The organism is Chitinophaga varians, from assembly GCF_014529945.1.
Lineage (GTDB): Bacteria > Bacteroidota > Bacteroidia > Chitinophagales > Chitinophagaceae > Chitinophaga > Chitinophaga varians.
The window spans coordinates 1,359,386-1,376,256 of the sequence record NZ_JACVFB010000001.1 but is presented as its reverse complement, the minus strand read 5'-3'; the positions used below and the strand labels follow the sequence as shown (position 1 = coordinate 1,376,256).

Annotated in this window: 15 protein-coding genes; 3 read left to right on the top strand and 12 right to left on the bottom strand. The window is 51.3% G+C overall.

What is annotated here, in order from left to right:
* Window positions 1–55: 55 nt before the first annotated feature.
* The 6 genes from ICL55_RS05105 to ICL55_RS05080 all read right to left on the bottom strand — a co-directional run bounded on the left by ICL55_RS05105 (window position 56) and on the right by ICL55_RS05080 (window position 7,960).
* Window positions 56–2,527, bottom strand: a complete 2,472-nt coding sequence (locus ICL55_RS05105; protein WP_188094957.1) for a glycosyl hydrolase family 95 catalytic domain-containing protein — start codon at window positions 2,525–2,527, stop codon at window positions 56–58.
* A gap of 90 nt (window positions 2,528–2,617) precedes the next feature.
* Window positions 2,618–3,349 carry a DUF481 domain-containing protein gene (locus tag ICL55_RS05100; RefSeq protein ID WP_188094956.1) on the bottom strand — a complete coding sequence of 244 codons (732 nt, stop codon included), beginning with the start codon at window positions 3,347–3,349 and terminating at the stop codon, window positions 2,618–2,620.
* Window positions 3,350–3,422: 73 nt separating this feature from the next.
* Complete coding sequence (locus ICL55_RS05095; protein WP_188094955.1) at window positions 3,423–5,627, bottom strand: GDSL-type esterase/lipase family protein; 2,205 nt, start codon at window positions 5,625–5,627, stop codon at window positions 3,423–3,425.
* Window positions 5,628–5,835: 208 nt separating this feature from the next.
* Window positions 5,836–6,486, bottom strand: a complete 651-nt coding sequence (locus tag ICL55_RS05090; RefSeq protein WP_188094954.1) for a response regulator — start codon at window positions 6,484–6,486, stop codon at window positions 5,836–5,838.
* 141 nt (window positions 6,487–6,627) lie between these two features.
* Window positions 6,628–7,428 carry a class I SAM-dependent methyltransferase gene (locus tag ICL55_RS05085; RefSeq protein ID WP_188094953.1) on the bottom strand — a complete coding sequence of 267 codons (801 nt, stop codon included), beginning with the start codon at window positions 7,426–7,428 and terminating at the stop codon, window positions 6,628–6,630.
* 52 nt (window positions 7,429–7,480) lie between these two features.
* Window positions 7,481–7,960, bottom strand: coding sequence for a DUF4920 domain-containing protein (locus tag ICL55_RS05080; protein ID WP_188094952.1), 480 nt, complete (start codon window positions 7,958–7,960; stop codon window positions 7,481–7,483).
* Window positions 7,961–8,235: 275 nt separating this feature from the next.
* On the opposite strand from ICL55_RS05080, the gene ICL55_RS05075 reads away from it, so the two are divergent.
* The gene (locus tag ICL55_RS05075) at window positions 8,236–8,994 is read left to right on the top strand and encodes an SDR family NAD(P)-dependent oxidoreductase (RefSeq protein WP_188094951.1); all 759 of its coding nucleotides are present in this window, start codon (window positions 8,236–8,238) and stop codon (window positions 8,992–8,994) included.
* A gap of 70 nt (window positions 8,995–9,064) precedes the next feature.
* Here ICL55_RS05075 and ICL55_RS05070 read toward each other — a convergent pair whose 3' ends face one another.
* The 4 genes from ICL55_RS05070 to ICL55_RS05055 form a co-directional block, all read right to left on the bottom strand.
* The gene (locus ICL55_RS05070) at window positions 9,065–9,808 is read right to left on the bottom strand and encodes a GNAT family N-acetyltransferase (RefSeq protein WP_188094950.1); all 744 of its coding nucleotides are present in this window, start codon (window positions 9,806–9,808) and stop codon (window positions 9,065–9,067) included.
* Window positions 9,809–9,898: 90 nt separating this feature from the next.
* Complete coding sequence (locus ICL55_RS05065; protein ID WP_188094949.1) at window positions 9,899–11,776, bottom strand: hypothetical protein; 1,878 nt, start codon at window positions 11,774–11,776, stop codon at window positions 9,899–9,901.
* Window positions 11,773–13,332: an NAD(P)/FAD-dependent oxidoreductase gene (locus ICL55_RS05060; RefSeq protein WP_188094948.1), complete on the bottom strand. Its 1,560-nt coding sequence runs from the start codon at window positions 13,330–13,332 to the stop codon at window positions 11,773–11,775. Before ICL55_RS05060 ends, ICL55_RS05065 begins: the two co-directional genes overlap by 4 nt.
* 304 nt (window positions 13,333–13,636) lie before the next feature.
* Window positions 13,637–14,311 carry a DUF6882 domain-containing protein gene (locus ICL55_RS05055; protein ID WP_188094947.1) on the bottom strand — a complete coding sequence of 225 codons (675 nt, stop codon included), beginning with the start codon at window positions 14,309–14,311 and terminating at the stop codon, window positions 13,637–13,639.
* Window positions 14,312–14,462: 151 nt separating this feature from the next.
* Between ICL55_RS05055 and ICL55_RS05050 the strand changes: the two genes are divergently transcribed.
* The gene (locus ICL55_RS05050; protein WP_188094946.1) at window positions 14,463–15,152 is read left to right on the top strand and encodes an alpha/beta hydrolase; all 690 of its coding nucleotides are present in this window, start codon (window positions 14,463–14,465) and stop codon (window positions 15,150–15,152) included.
* 83 nt (window positions 15,153–15,235) lie between these two features.
* Window positions 15,236–15,730 (top strand): GNAT family N-acetyltransferase, encoded by a 495-nt coding sequence (locus ICL55_RS05045; protein WP_188094945.1) that lies wholly within the window; start codon window positions 15,236–15,238, stop codon window positions 15,728–15,730.
* On the opposite strand, the gene ICL55_RS05040 is transcribed toward ICL55_RS05045, so the two are convergent.
* Window positions 15,719–16,231, bottom strand: coding sequence for a DinB family protein (locus ICL55_RS05040; protein WP_188094944.1), 513 nt, complete (start codon window positions 16,229–16,231; stop codon window positions 15,719–15,721). The genes ICL55_RS05045 and ICL55_RS05040 overlap by 12 nt on opposite strands.
* A complete protein-coding gene (gene catB, locus ICL55_RS05035) occupies window positions 16,228–16,857 on the bottom strand; it encodes a type B chloramphenicol O-acetyltransferase (protein ID WP_188094943.1) in 630 nt (209 codons plus the stop codon). The genes ICL55_RS05040 and catB overlap by 4 nt, the downstream gene beginning before the upstream one ends.
* Between the last annotated feature and the right edge of the window lie 14 nt (window positions 16,858–16,871).

The window sequence follows — 16,871 nt, the reverse complement described above, 5'->3', positions numbered from 1 at the left end:
ATTTTTGTTTTGGGAGCATGAAGATAATACATGCCACCCAAATAATATTTTCGTACTACCGTTCCCGTTGTAATGTCAATTGCTCTCCTTTTGTAGTGGTAAAAGAGAGCAGTGCGCCTTTCAGCACCCGCGCCTTTTTACCATTGCGGTACAGCGCCACCGCAGTATTCCAGGGGTTACGTATGTTACAGACGCCTCCCCGGGTAGCTTCCAGCTTCACGAAGGGAATATCCCCGTGTCGCATGGCGGAAGTCACCACAAAGCCACCACGGCACAATAATGCATACTGCGCATCCCACGATTTGGGCCAGGCGGGAAACACATGGATCACATTCTCCTGCCCGGGCCCTGCGGGCACACTCTGGCATAATGCCAGCTGCAGCGCTTCAGCAGCTCTCCCCAGCCGTTGCACGTTGGTGGTTTGATACCCTTCGCTCAGGTCCATACGATTGGCCAGCACTTCTTCATTTTTACGGCGCCGCAACTGATTAGGCACCAGATACTGTACCGCTTCCGGTCTTCCCAGCAACGCCCCTGTGGCCGGTAGTTTGGAGAGCACATAGATGCCTGCGGTACTGTCGATGCCATTATCGAAATAGGTATTGTAAGTATCATTGCCGGTTTGCTGTATATCCCGGCTGCTTTCCAGCGTACAAAGGTCGAAAAACCATACCGGCATAGTGTTGCCGTCCGGATGCCAGGACGGATTGCCCTGTAGCACGGGCAACAGGGAACGGACCCAGGTGGTTTTACCTTTCTCCTGCTGCACCGGCAGCGGCGACAAATGGTCCAGGAACTCCTGCCATACGGGTAGCATGTTACTGTCGGCGTGCAACAAACGCGCGGCTTTTATCACCACCGGGAAAATACCGCGCATGGCGGATATCTCTTCCACTGTGTTGTGCCCGTCCCATATCGATTCGTTGTCGTTGATATGATAGATATGATACCGGCCATCCTTTTCCTTACGGACATTCGGGAAATGCCGGTAAAACTCCGCCACGCCTTTCAGCATGGGGTAAGCCCGCTGACGCAGCCAGGCGGTGTCCTGCGTGTATTCATATCGTAGCCAGTATTGATAAGCTATTTTAGCGCCACGGGAGAAAATGTGGCTCACATGGCCGAAGGTGCTGTTGCTTTTGGTGCCGGTATGCCAACGGCCGTCCTTCCAGCCTTCATCTTTTTTCCAGTTCCAGCGGCTCAGGAACGGCATCTGCGTATAGGCGTAATCTTTAAAGGCCTGCGAGCGCTGCTCCCAGGGTTTCTTTACCAGATACAGCTCCCGCATTTCCGCAGCGATGCTGTCCGGTAGCGCCGGCGTGTTGTCAAAGCCGGTCGTTTCCGGAATATAGATACCCTCGCTGCCCCATTGCTGCCGCGCAGCCATAGCGTATGAATCATACGCCCTGCTGTACATGTCAAACATGGGGTCCAGCAGTTCAGGATGATTGGTCTGGAACAAAGCGTTGTACAGGCAACTTTGATTGGCGCCCCAATAAAGATGTCCCCACTTGCGTTCATCGCCATTGGTAGACCATAACATACCATTGAATTTTACCGGGTATTTTCCGCGGGAACTACTGCCCATGATATATAGATACCAGGCGTAATGCTGCGCGATGTAATCTGCCTGTCCGTCATCACTATGGAGCTGTATGTAGGACCGCTGCCAGAACTGCTGCCACCAGTCGCGGTTATCCTTCAGCAACGCTGTAAAACCTTTTTGGCGGGCCGCTTCCAGTTTACGGACTGCTGCTTTCACCACATCTTCCGAAGGATCAAAACTGGCAGCGGTAGCTGCATAGATCGTAAATGCCGGGCTACCGGGCAACGCTCTCAATCTCACAGTAGTGGTCGTGTTCTGCTCCGTCTCTACAGCGCGGCCGCTGACGGCAGCCACCAGTGCGCTGCTACAGTAATAACCATCTTCCCTGAATTCCTGGGTCAATATGATATAGTCTCCCTCCTGCCGTAGTCTGGACGTGGCCACATGGCTCGCTTTGCGGGTGACGGGCATCCTTAACATCCTCAATTCGGTGGTCACCGGCAGGGATTCCCGCCGCTGGTCGTTGACCTCCAGGGCCAACACGTCTTCCTGCTCCCATACCAGCCCACGGGCAGACACGTTCCGGCCGGAGATGGTGGTCAGTCCGTCGTAGCAGGACAAATGCTGATGAAATGCCGGCGCCGTAAACACTTCCTGCCCGAAATCCACGTCCATATAACCGGTACCGCCGCAGTAGTCCGTATTCCTTTCATAAAAACTATTGGAAGCAGAACTGTTGCCAAATACATCCACCCGGTTCAACTGGAATTTGAGCGAGGAAGGCACGGTCCATACCAGGGTGCCCATACGGCCGTTGCCGACCGGCATCCCTTCTTCCGGGCGGGCCACCGGACGGACATAGTCCAGGTCCGCAGCGCCTGCGATAGCAGCATAATTGACCGTGTCTTTATTATCCGTATAGGCGTACAGGTGAGTAACGGCACACAGGCCGATACCTAACAGGGGAATAAGGTGTTTCATACAGTGGTATTTACTGAGTACACCAAGATATTCCGGTTAACGATCAATTGTTGATAGCAAATTGCTGAAGGATGCTGGTATTTTAGCCTGCTAGAAATACTTTTCAAAGGCGACACCGTAATTGAACAACAGGTTTTCCCTGTCGGTACGGTTCAGTTTATTGTACGTCATAGCTGCCGTGAGACTCAGCCAGCTGCGTAGTTTTATGGACATACTGTTCACACAACGGATCATGTAGTCGTCCCCATGCATGAGCGAATTCTGAAAGTAGTTGCTGCCTTCAAACACGATCATATTGCGAATGGTCCATTTATACTGCACCCGAAAAGAGTTACGTACGGTGCTGTAGACGTCCTGGATGGTGTCATGCAGGAACAGGTTGCTGTTTTCAAACAGCAACCCGTCCGTAATATTCAGTATGGCATTGGGCCGGCGTATGAGATCATAACCAACGCCCACGCCGCCCTGGAAGCGGTTATTAATTTTCAGGGAATAACTTTTGTCATAGTTGGCCAATCCCCAGTAGTAGATCTGCGCGGTATCGGTATATAAGTTAAAATCCACGGCTGCCGATACGTCATTATTGGTCAGTGATGCATTATTTTTTCCGTAAACATAACTGGCCCCTGCATTGAGGGAGACCTTTTTCTTGCTGACTTTAAATGCCAGGTTGTTATTCAGCAGGTACGAGTTACCATCGTTGGTGCGGTTAATAGACCCGGTGGAAGCATATTTGACCAGATAGTGCGTAGAGTCACTAAACTGGGCAAAACCGGTATAACCATACAGCATGACAACAATCAGGGCAACTATTCTCTTCATAATCAATTTCTTAATATGTTAGCGGTGTTTTATGCCGCAACAATTAACGTGCCCGAAGTTGTCGTGTCTGCCATTAAAACACTTCCTGTTTTAAAGCATCTGCCCAGATCTGATACCCTTTTTCTGTCGGGTGAACGAAGTCGTACATGATTTCCTTCAGCAGGACTCCTTCCGGTGTCAGCATTTTCGGACCGATATCCAACAGGCGGATATGTTCTTTCGCCGCGAATGCTGCCAGCAGGCGATTGGTTTCATTGATCACCGCCCTGCGGGGATGATCCGGTTTTTGTTCCCGGGGGAAAACAGCCATCAGCACAATTTTAGCTTGTGGTACTTTAGCACGGATACGGCCACAGACGGCCGCAATGCCCTCCACAATTTCCGCCGGCGTGTTGGCGCGGGCGTTATTCGTCTGGCTGGTGTTATTGGTGCCAATCAGCAGCACTACGGTACGTGGATGCAGGCCATCCAGCTGTCCGTGGTCCAGCCGCCATAGTACGTTCTGTGTCCGGTCCCATCCAAATCCGAGGTTGAGCACCCGGTGGTTGCCATACAAAGCAGCCCAGGCTTCCGGGCCGTTAGCTTTACGCAGCTGGCCGTCGGCGCTCCTCAGCAGTGGGTAGCCGCCAAAGAAATGGGTGATGGAATTGCCGATCATGACAATTTCCGGATCGATGGAGTCCTTTATGCGCAATACTTCCGCATGCCTGGCCCACCAGTCGTAGCTGTCATTTTCCAGTTTGGAAACCGGAATGATAGCCGTATTGGCCGGCAATGCTGTATCCCGGCTATGATCGTTCATGAGTTGCGACAGTAAAGGCTCCATAGCTTTGGCCCAGGCGAGGGCGCCAGCGGGGCTGGGATGCAGCCAATCGGGCATCTGGTCCTGCCGGATGGTGCCGTCGAGGTTGAGGAATACGTGGTTCACGTCGCAATAGAACACATGCTCATTGTCTGCCAGCTTAGACGCCAGTTCCGATGCCCGGTCCAGTATCATGCGGTGCGATGTAGGGTTAGGGCCGTCATAGCTGCCGGGAAAACAGCGCAGCAAAAGGATTTTAGTATCCGGCAATTTTTGCCGCAGCAGTTGCACGATCGCTTTCATGCCACCAGCCAGCTGGCCGGCGGTATGGCGTACCGGGTAGTTCTTTTCATCGATATTGTTGGTGCCTATTTCCAGCGTCACCACTTTAGGCGATTGCCCTTTCAGTTCACCGTGTTCGATATTCCAGAGGATATTTTCAGTACGGTACCCACTGAAGCCCAGATTCAGCGCCTTGCGGGGGGCAAAGAACTGGTCCCATACCGGCTGATAGGTCGGTTTTTCAAAGTTATGGGTGATGGAATTACCGATCATGATCAGGTCGTACTGCTGGGCAGCTACCTCATTCAGCTTCTGTTCGTGGCGTTTGCGGTTGCCACCTTCTGTAGGCACCGCCGCTGTATTCACGCCGGGTGACAGGGTGTCCGGCTTTTCGAGGAACGACTGCAACAATGCCGGCCAGTGGGCTGCGGCGCCGCGCAGTGGTTTTTCCATGCCGAAGCCGTGGCCTCCGTCCGGCAGCAGCTCGTAGCTGCCTTTACCATCGTAGCCTTTCCATACTTTGCCATATTGTATGCAGCTGCTGACCCACTCCTGCCGGTCATCTTTCGCGATGAGGGTAAAGAGCCGCGAGCGCAGCGCCGGTGGCGGTAACACCGCCGGATATACGGAGCCGGGGCTCGTTTCGTGGAGGTAGGCCGGATAGATCAGCAGCAGATTGGCAGGCTGTGTAGCCACCGGCAGGTGTTGTATCGTGCTGGCGGCCAGATGTCCGCCGGCAGAGAATCCCATGATGCTGAGTGTTTTGTTGTGCAGCCCTAATTGGCCGGCCTTGTCCTGTAGCAGCTGCCAGGCTTTCAGCGCATCTGCCAGCGCAAGCTTGCGGGTATCCGGACCGGCAGCCACGTGGTATTCCAGCATGGCCACATCATAACCAAGTTGATTGAGGAAAGCGGCCGTCATGCTGCCTTCAGACTTCACGGCGAGGACTTCGTAGCCGCCGCCGGGGAACAGCAATACCGTGCCTTTTGCCGGTTGGTGGCTGGCGCGGAACAACTGCAATAACGGTTGCCTGACAAGATGGACCAGGTCGTCTTTTTCAACGGGATTACCTTTCGGTAGCGGCGCGCCATCGAGCGAGACATAACGTTGCGCCCAGGTTACGACAGGAAAACACAAAAACAGGAACGTGGCCACATACCATGCGCGCCCGGATAATGTCGGGAATATCTTCATACATTTAATTCAGGTGATACAAAGTAGAAAAAAAATTCAGTTCTGTATACTGCTGACGCCATAGAAGACCTTATTCCGCACCGGGCGCTGTTCTTTGTTTGCTGACAGGATTATTTGGGCCACCAGCAGAAATGATGGGAGAGAAAACTTGTCGTGATGACAATGATGCAAGCCTCCTGGACCTGCGTTAAAATGGGATAGTCAATTTTCAATAGCCTGTGATCATCTTATGCTGAACAGCGGCCATGATCAGCTCCGCCACATTTTTCACATCAAATTTCTGTAGCAGATTACGCCGATGTGTTTCAATAGTGAGCGGGCTTACATTCAGCTCCTGCGCCATTACGGGCGTGGTTTTGCCCTGTGATACCAGTTGCAGTATCTGTTTTTCCCGCTTGGTTAACGTAGGCACCTGTTTGAATTCATGTTGTGCCGGACGGGTAATGATTTCCTTTACTTCCTTGCTGAAAGCGATCTCCCCTTTCAGGGCTTCTTTCAGGCAATTGAGTAATTCCGTGGAAGAAACATTTTTCACAAGATATCCGCTGGCGCCGTTCTGTAGTATCTGGAGAATGATGCTGCGTTCAGTATGGTTGCTCAATGCCAGCACGACTGTATCAGGGGATAATTTTTTGATATCTCTGCACAGGTCCATGCCACTGGTGTCCGGAAGCATGATGTCCAGCAGTACCAGGTCCACTCTGTTGTGCTGCAAAAAATCCATAAAGTCTTTTCCCCGCGTGAAGCTGCCGGCAATGGCTATTTGCGGTTCTTCCTTCAGGAGGGTTTTTAGTCCTTCGATCACAATAGGATGATCATCAACAATGGCGAGGACAATATTGTCATTCATCAGCGACATGGGCACTACAGTTTCTGTAAAAATGCTATAATATCCTTACATGAAGAAGGGGGTGCCTCAAAAATACCGGGAAACCAGTAGATAAAAATAAAAAACGGCCCCCGGGTTTCCGGTGGGCCGTTTTTATCATGATGCGCCTTGTTAGAGGCTGGCTTGTACGTCTTTGAGCTTCATGGTCATAGACTGTGCCGTGTGCAGCGTCCAGGCGTCGTATTCCTCAATAGCCTGTAACCTTTCGGCCTCTGTGATGAAACCATGTTCCACTACCTGCGGGCCTCTTAGTTCCGCCACTTTTGACCAGATAGCCGCCCTGTTGGGGAAGCCTGCCACTGCCCTGCTGTATTTTTCATCCGCGTTAAAGGACTGAATGTTACGGTAACCGGCTTTTTCAAAGAGGGCTGGCAGATGGTCCGCTATTTCATTGTCCATGCCGGCATCTGCGCGCCATCCGAGGAAGGCCTCATAGAAGCGCAGCATACTGGCGGGTGGCACAGGGTCCCACTCCAGTTTGGTGTGGTTGTAATCCAATATCGACACATGGCCGCCGGGCACCAGTAATTCGCGGAAGCGCAATAAAGCCGCCAGCGGGTCATTCAGCCATTGTAATACCCTGGCAGAAACAATGACGTCATATTTTCTGTTCGGTTGCCAGGTGTACAGATCAGCATTGATCAGTTGCAGGTTAGGTACATCCTGTTGGTCTTCCAGTCCTTTCGCGATCAGGTGTTCACTGCTGTCGATACCAGTAGCGCTGCCCTGCGGTCCTACTATATCTGCTATGCCGGCTGTGATGGCGCCGGTGCCGCAACCTACGTCCAGTACGTGCATACCGGGTTTCAGCAGGGGCAGTAATGTTGCATAACTGTTTTGTAATGTTCTGTCGTCCAGAATGATGGACGTTCCTTTTGGCATGGTGGCCCTTTTGGAGGCTTTGTCCTGCATATAGCTATTTATTTTTTTTTCCACCACCCGTGTTTACCACTGGCAGTTGTTCTTATTCCACCACCCGTATGCCGCTGGCAGTGTATCGTATTTCCCTTTTGGGTGTTGTAATGGCATCGATGACTTCCTGCGGTTTCCGGGCATCTTTGGCATAGTGTTGTAGTTCCTCTACGGAAGTAATATGCTGAAAAGCTTCGCCGTCCAGCACAATGGTTTTCCCTTTGATATCGAGCGGAACAAAGAAGGCATAGTCTTTCATCTTCACAAACGCTGTGGTGCTGTCATTTATTTTCAGTTGCATCCAGCATCCTTTTTTAGGACACACGTCCAGTACCTGGGCTTTGACTTTCACCGCCACTTTACCGGTGTCGTTCTTTAACAGGGACGGGAGTTTGGCAGCATCTACAGCACCGGCTGCCGTAGTACCGGCACCGTAAGTGGTATTGAGGGTTGCTTTTCCTTTGGGGGGTTGTGCTACCGCAGCCAAACCGGCCATCATCAACAGTAGGCACAACATTGCTTTGTATTTCATGTTCAAATAGGTTTTGTACTAAGATAAGAAAGAACTATTGACTATTACTATAGACTATTCTTTACATATCTTACAAAAACGTTAAAACTCCGGTAAACGGTCAGATGCCCCTGGCATTAAGTCGTATATTTGACGCATCAAAAAATGCGTGGAACAAATCACGCATCGATAAATACCCCCCGGCCCCAGGGCTAAAGCCCCGGGCTACTTCCTACACACTGCTATCTCTGTTGTTGTTCTTTGTTGTGATTGTATTACTTTAAAAATATATTGTCATGAAACGATTGGAAAACAAAGTAGCCCTTATCACGGGCGGAGCAGGAAGCATCGGCCAGACGACCGCAAAATTGTTTATCGAAGAAGGTGCTAAAGTAATCCTCGTAGACCTCGACGAATCGGCGCTGAAAAAGGCAGCGTCAGCGCTGGGCCCCAACGCGGCCTATGTGGCGGCTGATGTTACGGTGGCTGCTGACGTGGAACGATATGCCAAAGAAGCCGTTAAAAAATTCGGAAAGATTGATATTTTCTTTAACAATGCCGGCATTGAAGGCGTAGTGAAACCTATTACTGAATTTCCCGAAGACGTGTTTGATAAAGTGATGGCGGTGAACGTAAAAGGCGTTTTCCTGGGCTGTAAGTATGTACTGCCGCAGATGAACGACGGGGCCAGTATGATCATTACCTCTTCTGTGGCCGGTTTGGGCGCCTCCCCTAACTTCGTGGCCTATACGACCAGCAAACATGCGACCCTGGGCATTATGAAAACGGCCGCGCTGGAAGCCGCTCCCCGCAAAATACGTGTCAACAGCATACATCCGTCACCGGTAGACAACCGGATGATGCGTTCCATAGAAGAAGGTTATGAGCCCGGCAAAGGTGAAGAGATGCAGAAAATGTTCGCTGCCGGCATTCCGCTGGGCCGTTATGCCCAACCGCTGGAAATCGCCAAACTTGTCCTGTTCCTCGGATCAGACGACAGCCAGTTTATCTCCGGCGCCCAGTATGTGATTGATGGCGGTTCTTCCGCTAAATAACTGTCTTACTAACCCATTCAGATAACGGCTTCCCTCAGACGGGGGAAGCCTTTCTTTTTTATTATTGGTCTTATATAGTATGTGCGTAAGTAATCACCTCTTTCACGGGCTCGAAGCCGAGGCGTGTATAGATAGGCAGCCCTGCCTTGGAAGCGTGGAGCACACAATAACGTTTGCTGTCTTCCACACATTCCTTCAGTAACCGCGTTGTCATGGCAGCGGCCAGTCCTTTGCCCCGGAAGTCAGGCAGCGTGCCGATAAAATGCAGCCCGGCATTACCGGCTTCATCGTAAAATATCAGGCCACTGCATGCCGCTGCGCCGTCAACGGTGCCGATAAAGACTTTTATTTTGTCTTCCTGTCCAAGCAAACGGGCCACTACGGCGCCGTCTACACGATAATTAAAAGAGCCTGCTGCAATAGTGGCGAAGGTGTAAGCATCGGCCTCACTTTCGGCCAGCCGGAAATGGATTTTGTCGGAGCATTCACCGGGAGGATTTTCCCTGAGATAGATGATCATTCCCTGCAGGGTCAGTTTAGGCTGAAAGCCTGCTGCTGTCAGTTGTGGTGCAAAAGCTTCTGCTACAGAAGCGGTGAAAGTGACGGCATCGGGCAACAGCCCTTCTTTTATCTGCGTGGAAATTTCCGCCAGTGCTGCTGCATCTTGTACATCAAATACGCGCCGGGGCCAGTCGGACCCTTCAGGCATAATGGCTTTAAAAGAAGGCGTCGTAGTGAGCAGTCCGGTCCGCTCTCCTACGTACGCCCAATGTTCAAACAGGTTTCCGATAATATGTTTTTCGTCTTGTTCCATGTGTCTAGATAAGACTACAAAAATAGCAGTCTCACCGTTGTAAGTAGTAGTCCAGTGTTAAATGGGGCGGTAGTCCAGTTGACCACTTCCTTACTTACAATAAGCCTTCAGCAATTGCGGTGCCTGCTGCGATCCCAGCACCGCTGCCTGTTGCAGGTCCTGACACGCTTTAGGCCTGTCATTGAGCATCAGCCAGCTCACGCCGCGGCCCAGATAAAGGTCTGGCTCCGCAGGTTTCAGCGCGAGCGCCGCGGTAAAATCTGTCACCGACTGCTGCACGTCCCGCTTCCGGTCGCGCTCATATACGCCCTTGAAATACAACAGCCGCTCGTCTTTCGGCCAATACTGCATCAGCGAAGCAAAGAAACGATCATTGTCTGCCGCCTGCGGCCAGAGCTTCACGAACAGCACTGCCAACGCTTCTTTCTTCGGGTTCTGTATCACGTATACCGGAGAAAACGTACTGTCGTTCAGGAATGTGTTGATCGGCATATTCGTATAGTTCTCACCGGTATAGTGCGATTCCCAGACGACCAGCTGCCCTGGGCGCATCGCCGCTTTACTACCGGCAGATATCCCTCCGGTGCGCACGGTATCATTCGGGTGTCTCCCCGCAGCCCAGAAATACCAGGGGTGATTACAATACACCTTCTGCTGTTGTAATGGTCCCTTACCCACAAAGGCCGTCATCCCGTTCATGCCCCATCTTTCTTCGTTGCCATGACTCAGCGGATTTTCGTAGTACAGGGTAAACAACACCTGCCATATCAGCAACGCTGCTGCCATGACATATGGCGGTTTGCCTTTCTTTGAAAACACCGGCAACACAGCCAGCAGGCAGCATACTACCAGCGCCATGAATATCGTATAGTCTTTCTTCTCCGGGTCATACGTTTGCCGCAGATGCAGTTCATCGGTAAAACTCAACCATGCTACGATGATCATGAACACCACGAATAGCCATAGCTCCTTCCGGTCACGGGGCTTAGCCGGTTTGGCGTTCTTTTTGGCAGCAGCAGGTGCTGTAAACATCTCCCACCAGTAGTTGAAGCCATACACGCCTATCACGGCGGCAAAAGGCGCCAGCGTGATCAGGTTGCGCAACGCCCCGCCCGACTGTCCCAAATCCATAAACACCGCGAAGAAGACATAGATCAGAAACCCAACGGTGAACTGTAACATGATAAAGTAATCGGCCAGCATCTTCCGGAGATTCTCCATATATCCCCAGACAAAAAAGAAAAAAGACACCGGCCCCAGTACATACACATACTTACCGATATGATGGGTGAGGCTCACATGTCCATAGCGGTTCTTCTTTTCTCCACTGGCCAGCATTTCCTGTACCAGCGCCAGCGGCTGACCGGTATAGGCGAACAACCCCAGTCCCCATGCGGCCAACCCCGCCCCCAGCAAAGGAATATAGCGGTACATTCGTTGCTGTATCAAAGGGAATAGCCAGAAAGGCAGGAACAACACGCCCTCCGGACGGGCCAGTGGTAACAGTCCCCCTACCAGTGCAAACCAGCCAAACTGTTGGCGATAGAAAAAATAGAGGCCCAGGCAAACTAAAAAAGAGGCCAACGGCTCTGTCATGGCGTCTCTGGAAATACCAAACAGGAATGTCTGGAACAACAGGAAAACCATCGCGACCCATGCATGTGGCACGCCTTTATGCTTCAACGCCCTGTACAGTAAAATACCAGATCCTGCTGTCAGCAATACCATCGTCACCACTACGCCCATTCTACCGAAGAGCTGTACCGGCAAATAAAACAGCACCACAAACAGCGGCCTGTTCCACGAAGAGAAAAACTCCTTCGGATGATTACCGGCGTCCTGCACGTTGAGGAAGCGGCTGATAGCATCATCATCCCAGGTATAGTTGGATAGCTGCGACCATACGAGGGAGACCAGCACAAATATCAGCGCGCAGATCAGATAATCGTATTGTTTCCATTTTTTCATACTGCCTGTTTTTCTTCGTGATATTCCTGTTCTGTATTGATGTCCCAAATGTTGTCGCGGCTGGTGACGCCCTGCATGATATTATCCACCGCCGTCATGGCTGTGAGCATAGAGTGGTCTGCATTGTTGTATTTATGCATGCCATTGCGGCCCACGAGAAACAGGTTACTGATGGTATCTGTATACTCCCGTAATTCATCGAACTGCTGATAGGTACCGAAATAAGCGGGATACGTTTTCTTCATGCGCACGATGGTGCTGTCTCTCACATGTTCCCGCCGGATGATACCGATTTTTTGCAGTTCATCGATGCCAAAGTTAATAAACTGCTGATCTTCCATGTTCCATAGTTCATCGCCTTCATTGCAGAAGTATTCCAATCCTATCCATACGCGGTCCGGGTCACTCACCATGAAGGGGCTCCAGTTATTAAAGATCTGCAGGCGACCTACTTTCACATCATTTTCCTGTATGTAGATCCAGTTGTCTTTAATGAGGCCATGTTCCTGCTCTACCACCAGTTTATCCAGCAGCAAGCCTACCGTCACAAAGTCGCGGTATTCCAGTCCTGCGGCTATGTCCCGCACCCGTTGCGGCACCGGGCCGTCCATGGCTGCCACCAGATCTTTTACCGGCATGGTGGAGAAGAAGTAATCGCCCTGAAAATGTTGCGCGGTTGTTTCCACGCCTGTAACGCGACTATCTTTCATTTGAATGCCTTTCACCTCCTGATGCATGTGTATTTCTCCGCCCATGGCCCTGATACGTTCCGCGACTTCTTCCCACAGTTGTCCCGGTCCGTATTTTGGATACAGGAAACGTTCTATCAGACTGGTTTCTGTTTCCTTTTGGTGGATGTCTGCCGGCTTTTTGGAAGCTGTCATTTTCTGCAGCGCATGTTTGATGGTTTTAGACACGGAAAGTTTTTTGATCCGCTGGTGGCCCCATGCGGCGTCTATTTCATTACAGGGCTTTCCCCATACTTTCTCCGTATAGTCTTTGAAGAAAGTTTTGTACAGTACTTTCCCGAAACGTTTGATAAAAAAATCTTCCAGTGTTTTTTCCTGTTTCCGGTAGAAGACACGGGTATACCCATACGAAACCATGATCCTGCAAAGCCGGAACAGTCCTAACTTTGAGATGGTGCTCATCGACATGGTGAGCGGATACAGAAACAGTTTCCGCTGGTAATAAATGCGGGACAAGCGGTCGCGGATGAGCATCACCAGATCAGGGTTTTGTTGCGTAGGCTGTTTAGCCGCCACCATGAGCGTGCGTTCCTGCCGCTGGTAGCGGATGCGTACCTGTTCGGACGGAGCGCCGATAGGCATGATTTGCAGCCACCAGTCCATTACACGATCTGATTTGGAGAAGAACCGGTGACCACCGATGTCTATGCGGTTGCCTTTATAACGCACAGTTTTGGAGATACCACCGATATCCCCGGATGCTTCCAGGATGATAGGTTGAATGTCTGTACGGGTAAGCAGTTCGTAGGCAGCTGTCAGTCCCGCAGGGCCTGCGCCTATAATAATCGCTGTTTTTTTGTTTGTCATGGCTGAAATAGCTAAGCGGAATCATCACTTTCTTCCAGCACTATTCCTGTTGACAAACGGCAGACATCTCCCTAAAAATTTCACGGTTACCGCTAACAGGTACCATGGTAAGAACAGGAGCCTGACAGCAGCCTTCCAGCATAGTATGGCATAATAAAAAGCACGTTCCATCATCATAAAATATTCGTGATACCAGCCTGCGCAGGGCCAATTTTTTTACTAACTGCTACTAATACACGATGATGGAACAATACCCTTATGTCAAGGCAAAAAAAAGTCCGGGAATTTTCCCGGACCTGTATTTTCAGGAGAGTTGACCGTTAAGGCTGGCGAGCCGGTGAAGCTCATCGAACGTGGCCACGATGGTACTACCGTTGTAGGTGGCGGACAATTCCCTGTCTTTCATGCTCACCTCAAATGCTTTGGCTTTGAGGTAGCTGGCCAGCGCCTGCTGATGGTCCATTTCAAACAAAGAGATCAGTTGCGGGAAAACAGTCAGTACCCGTTGCGGGCTGGCGGTGCGTACCTGATCGACCACGTCACTTTTGATGGTTACCAGTAATGCGCCGCTACCATAATCGGCCACGTAATATGCGCTGGAGCCAAACATACCGGAAGCGATCAGTCCAATATAATGGACTTCGTTCAAAGAAGCCTCGAACTGGCTGTTGGTAAACAAGGGCAGCTGATGCTGTTCACCATAGGCTTTCAGTTGAGCTGCCTGTTGTAAAAGATTTTCAGGGAGATTGGACTGGGTATTGGCCCAACCCCAGAGGAAGGTTTCAGACGAATGGGAGAAAGTGCCCATAATCTGGATAGGGAATGTGAGCTGATCACCGAAGCTAATCACTCCTTCGTTGAGGTCAGCAGTCCAGTTGTTATCACCGATAACGGCGGACAGATCATTCTGTTTATCCAGTGCAATACCGCCGTATTGTGCGATAAGGTCCTTCGCGGACAGGGCTGTTGAATCAGACATGTTACTTCTTTTTTATTATCAGGGGGTCAAGATACGTTATTTAGAGGGATTGACGTAAATTGTACAGGTAATTCCCCCCGACTGGCATTAGGAAGTCATGTGATCAATCCCGTTTTCCCATCATCTTTCATTACCCTAAAAAAATAAACAGATGGCTAACAAAGTGAACATCGTCCTCGTGCATGGCGCCTGGGGCGAAGGTATGCATTGGAACAAAGTAATTCCTTTACTGGCGGCCGAAGGCCACAATGTGGTAGCTGTCCAGTGCCCGCTGACATCATTGGCAGATGACGCAGAAACGGTACGTCGCACCGTCAGTCAGCTGGAAGGTAAATCGTTGCTGGCGGGTCATTCCTATGGTGGCGCTATTATCACCGAGGCTGCAGGTAAGATACCGGGAACCGCAGGCCTGGTGTATATTGCCGCTTTTGCGCCGGATGAAACAGAGAACCTCGCTGCCTTATTACAGAAAGGGCAACCGGCGCCCGGCGGCGCTAACATCTATCCGGACGAGTATGGTTTTCTGTGGATTAAAAGAGACAAGTTCAGGGAAAGTTTTTGTCAGGACGCCACCGCCGAAGAAGCCCTGGTGATGGCTTCCACGCAACGGCCTATCGCGGGGCGTTGTTTTGAAGACAAGCCTACCAGTACCGGATGGAAACATTTCCCGGTATGGTACCAGGTATCTTCCGAAGACCGGATGATACCACCCGATGCCCAGCGGTTTATGGCAGACCGCATGAAGGCAGAAACCATCACCCTCGATGCCAGTCACGCTTCGCTGGCCACCCGGCCGGTAGAGATAGCGGGCTTCATCAGTAAGGCTGCGGGCGCCATCTGAAATTATCCAGAGCTGGCCTTTCCGGTCGGCTCTGCCCTATCTTCCCTATATTCGCGGCGTAGCATTTTAACGAAAAGAAAACCATGCAACTGGAAGTAACCCTCCGCCGTATTACTGTAAACAACGTAGAAGACATCTGCGATCTAAGCAAAACCCTTAGTCCCGCGCAACGCAATAAGGTAGCCGACAACGGCGAATCCATTGCCATAGCCCATTATTCCGAAGATGCCTGGTTCAGGGCCATCTATGCAGGTGAAGAGCCTGTGGGTTTTATCATGTTGCATACCGGCGCCGACTGGAGCGACGGCATCGATTTTCCGAACATGTTCCTGTGGCGGTTTATGATCGCCGGTCCGCATCAGGGAAAAGGATATGGCAGAAAAGCCATCGGGCTGGTACTGCGCAACCTCGCCGCCCGTAAAGTTTACGAGCTGTATACCAGCTGTGGCGAAGGCGAAGCCAGTCCCCTGCCCTTTTATCAGCAGCTCGGATTTACACCTACCGGCGACTGGTATGATGATGAGATGGAACTGAAGCTCACCTTTACCGATGCTACCGTGGCGCAATTATTGGGCTGACGCCTTCTCCCGGATACCGGCAAGGTGATGATCATCATGTTCGGCCACAAAGTAAGCCAGGTCAATGATGCGCATCGGCGTCTTCAAACGCGGGTGCAGCGCGGTATTATCCAGCTGCGCTTCCTTCAGCGCCAGCAACTTTTTCACCAACGATGCCCGCAGTTCCCGGAAACGCAGCAGCAGTTCCGGGAGCGCGGTCGCGTTGTGATTGGCCTGATGGGTACGTTGATTCGTCAGGTCCGCCACGCGTAGCTCCGGCAGCCCATTGATAAAATCATCGAACCGGCCGGACCATAGCGGCTCCATATCCGATAGGTGCCCGGCTTCCTCCTTGACAGACCATTGTTCGCCGGCTTTGTGGGCCAGCACCGCCTCCGCTATGCCGCGTGTCAGTTCTTCCAACCGGGCCGGCGTGCCGGCGAGGCGCTCAATGATGTCCGGCATCACGCCGTTGTCTGTGATGACCGGAAATGACCGGTCAAACCATGCTGTCCTTTTCATGACTGCGCTTTATAGAAATCATACAATGCTTTGATATCGCCGCTGCAAAGCAACGGCATTGCGGCTTTCAGCTTATCGTCGGGCCAGTTCCACCACTCCATTTCCAGCAACCGTGCGATGTCTTCTTCTGCAAAACGTTTCCGGATTTCCCTGCCCGGGTTGCCCCCCATGACGCTGTAAGGCGCTACGTCTTTGGTGATCAGCGCCCTGCTGCCGATAATGGCGCCGTGGCCTATTTTCACGCCCGGCATGATCATCGCCTCTGTGCCAATCCACACATCATGGCCTATTACCGTATCTCCCGCAGGTCTGAAACCATCGATACTACCCTCAAAGGCCGCCACCTCCGGCATATAAAAGAACGGGAAGCTGGACACCCAGTCATGGCGATGGCCCTGGTTACCGGCCATAATAAACGCTGCGCCGCTGCCGATAGAACAGTAACTCCCGATGATCAATTTATCGACGTCCGTTCTGTCAGGCATCAGATACTTCGCACAATCATCAAAAGAATGACCATGATAATAACCCGAATAATAACTATAGGCGCCTACGATAATATTAGGATTGGTAACCTGTTCCGATAATAACTTGCCACGAAAAGGGCTTTCAAAATAATTTTCCATGCTACTCTTTTAAA

Coding starts and splice junctions, on each gene's coding strand:
- ICL55_RS05080 (WP_188094952.1), bottom strand. CDS start 7,960: ATGAAATACAAAGCAATGTTGTGCCTACTGTTGATGATGGCCGGTTTG.
- ICL55_RS05085 (WP_188094953.1), bottom strand. CDS start 7,428: ATGCAGGACAAAGCCTCCAAAAGGGCCACCATGCCAAAAGGAACGTCC.
- ICL55_RS05040 (WP_188094944.1), bottom strand. CDS start 16,231: ATGAAAAGGACAGCATGGTTTGACCGGTCATTTCCGGTCATCACAGAC.
- catB (WP_188094943.1), bottom strand. CDS start 16,857: ATGGAAAATTATTTTGAAAGCCCTTTTCGTGGCAAGTTATTATCGGAA.
- ICL55_RS05100 (WP_188094956.1), bottom strand. CDS start 3,349: ATGAAGAGAATAGTTGCCCTGATTGTTGTCATGCTGTATGGTTATACC.
- ICL55_RS05105 (WP_188094957.1), bottom strand. CDS start 2,527: ATGAAACACCTTATTCCCCTGTTAGGTATCGGCCTGTGTGCCGTTACT.
- ICL55_RS05055 (WP_188094947.1), bottom strand. CDS start 14,311: ATGTCTGATTCAACAGCCCTGTCCGCGAAGGACCTTATCGCACAATAC.
- ICL55_RS05095 (WP_188094955.1), bottom strand. CDS start 5,627: ATGAAGATATTCCCGACATTATCCGGGCGCGCATGGTATGTGGCCACG.
- ICL55_RS05070 (WP_188094950.1), bottom strand. CDS start 9,808: ATGGAACAAGACGAAAAACATATTATCGGAAACCTGTTTGAACATTGG.
- ICL55_RS05065 (WP_188094949.1), bottom strand. CDS start 11,776: ATGAAAAAATGGAAACAATACGATTATCTGATCTGCGCGCTGATATTT.
- ICL55_RS05045 (WP_188094945.1), top strand. CDS start 15,236: ATGCAACTGGAAGTAACCCTCCGCCGTATTACTGTAAACAACGTAGAA.
- ICL55_RS05060 (WP_188094948.1), bottom strand. CDS start 13,332: ATGACAAACAAAAAAACAGCGATTATTATAGGCGCAGGCCCTGCGGGA.
- ICL55_RS05090 (WP_188094954.1), bottom strand. CDS start 6,486: ATGTCGCTGATGAATGACAATATTGTCCTCGCCATTGTTGATGATCAT.
- ICL55_RS05075 (WP_188094951.1), top strand. CDS start 8,236: ATGAAACGATTGGAAAACAAAGTAGCCCTTATCACGGGCGGAGCAGGA.
- ICL55_RS05050 (WP_188094946.1), top strand. CDS start 14,463: ATGGCTAACAAAGTGAACATCGTCCTCGTGCATGGCGCCTGGGGCGAA.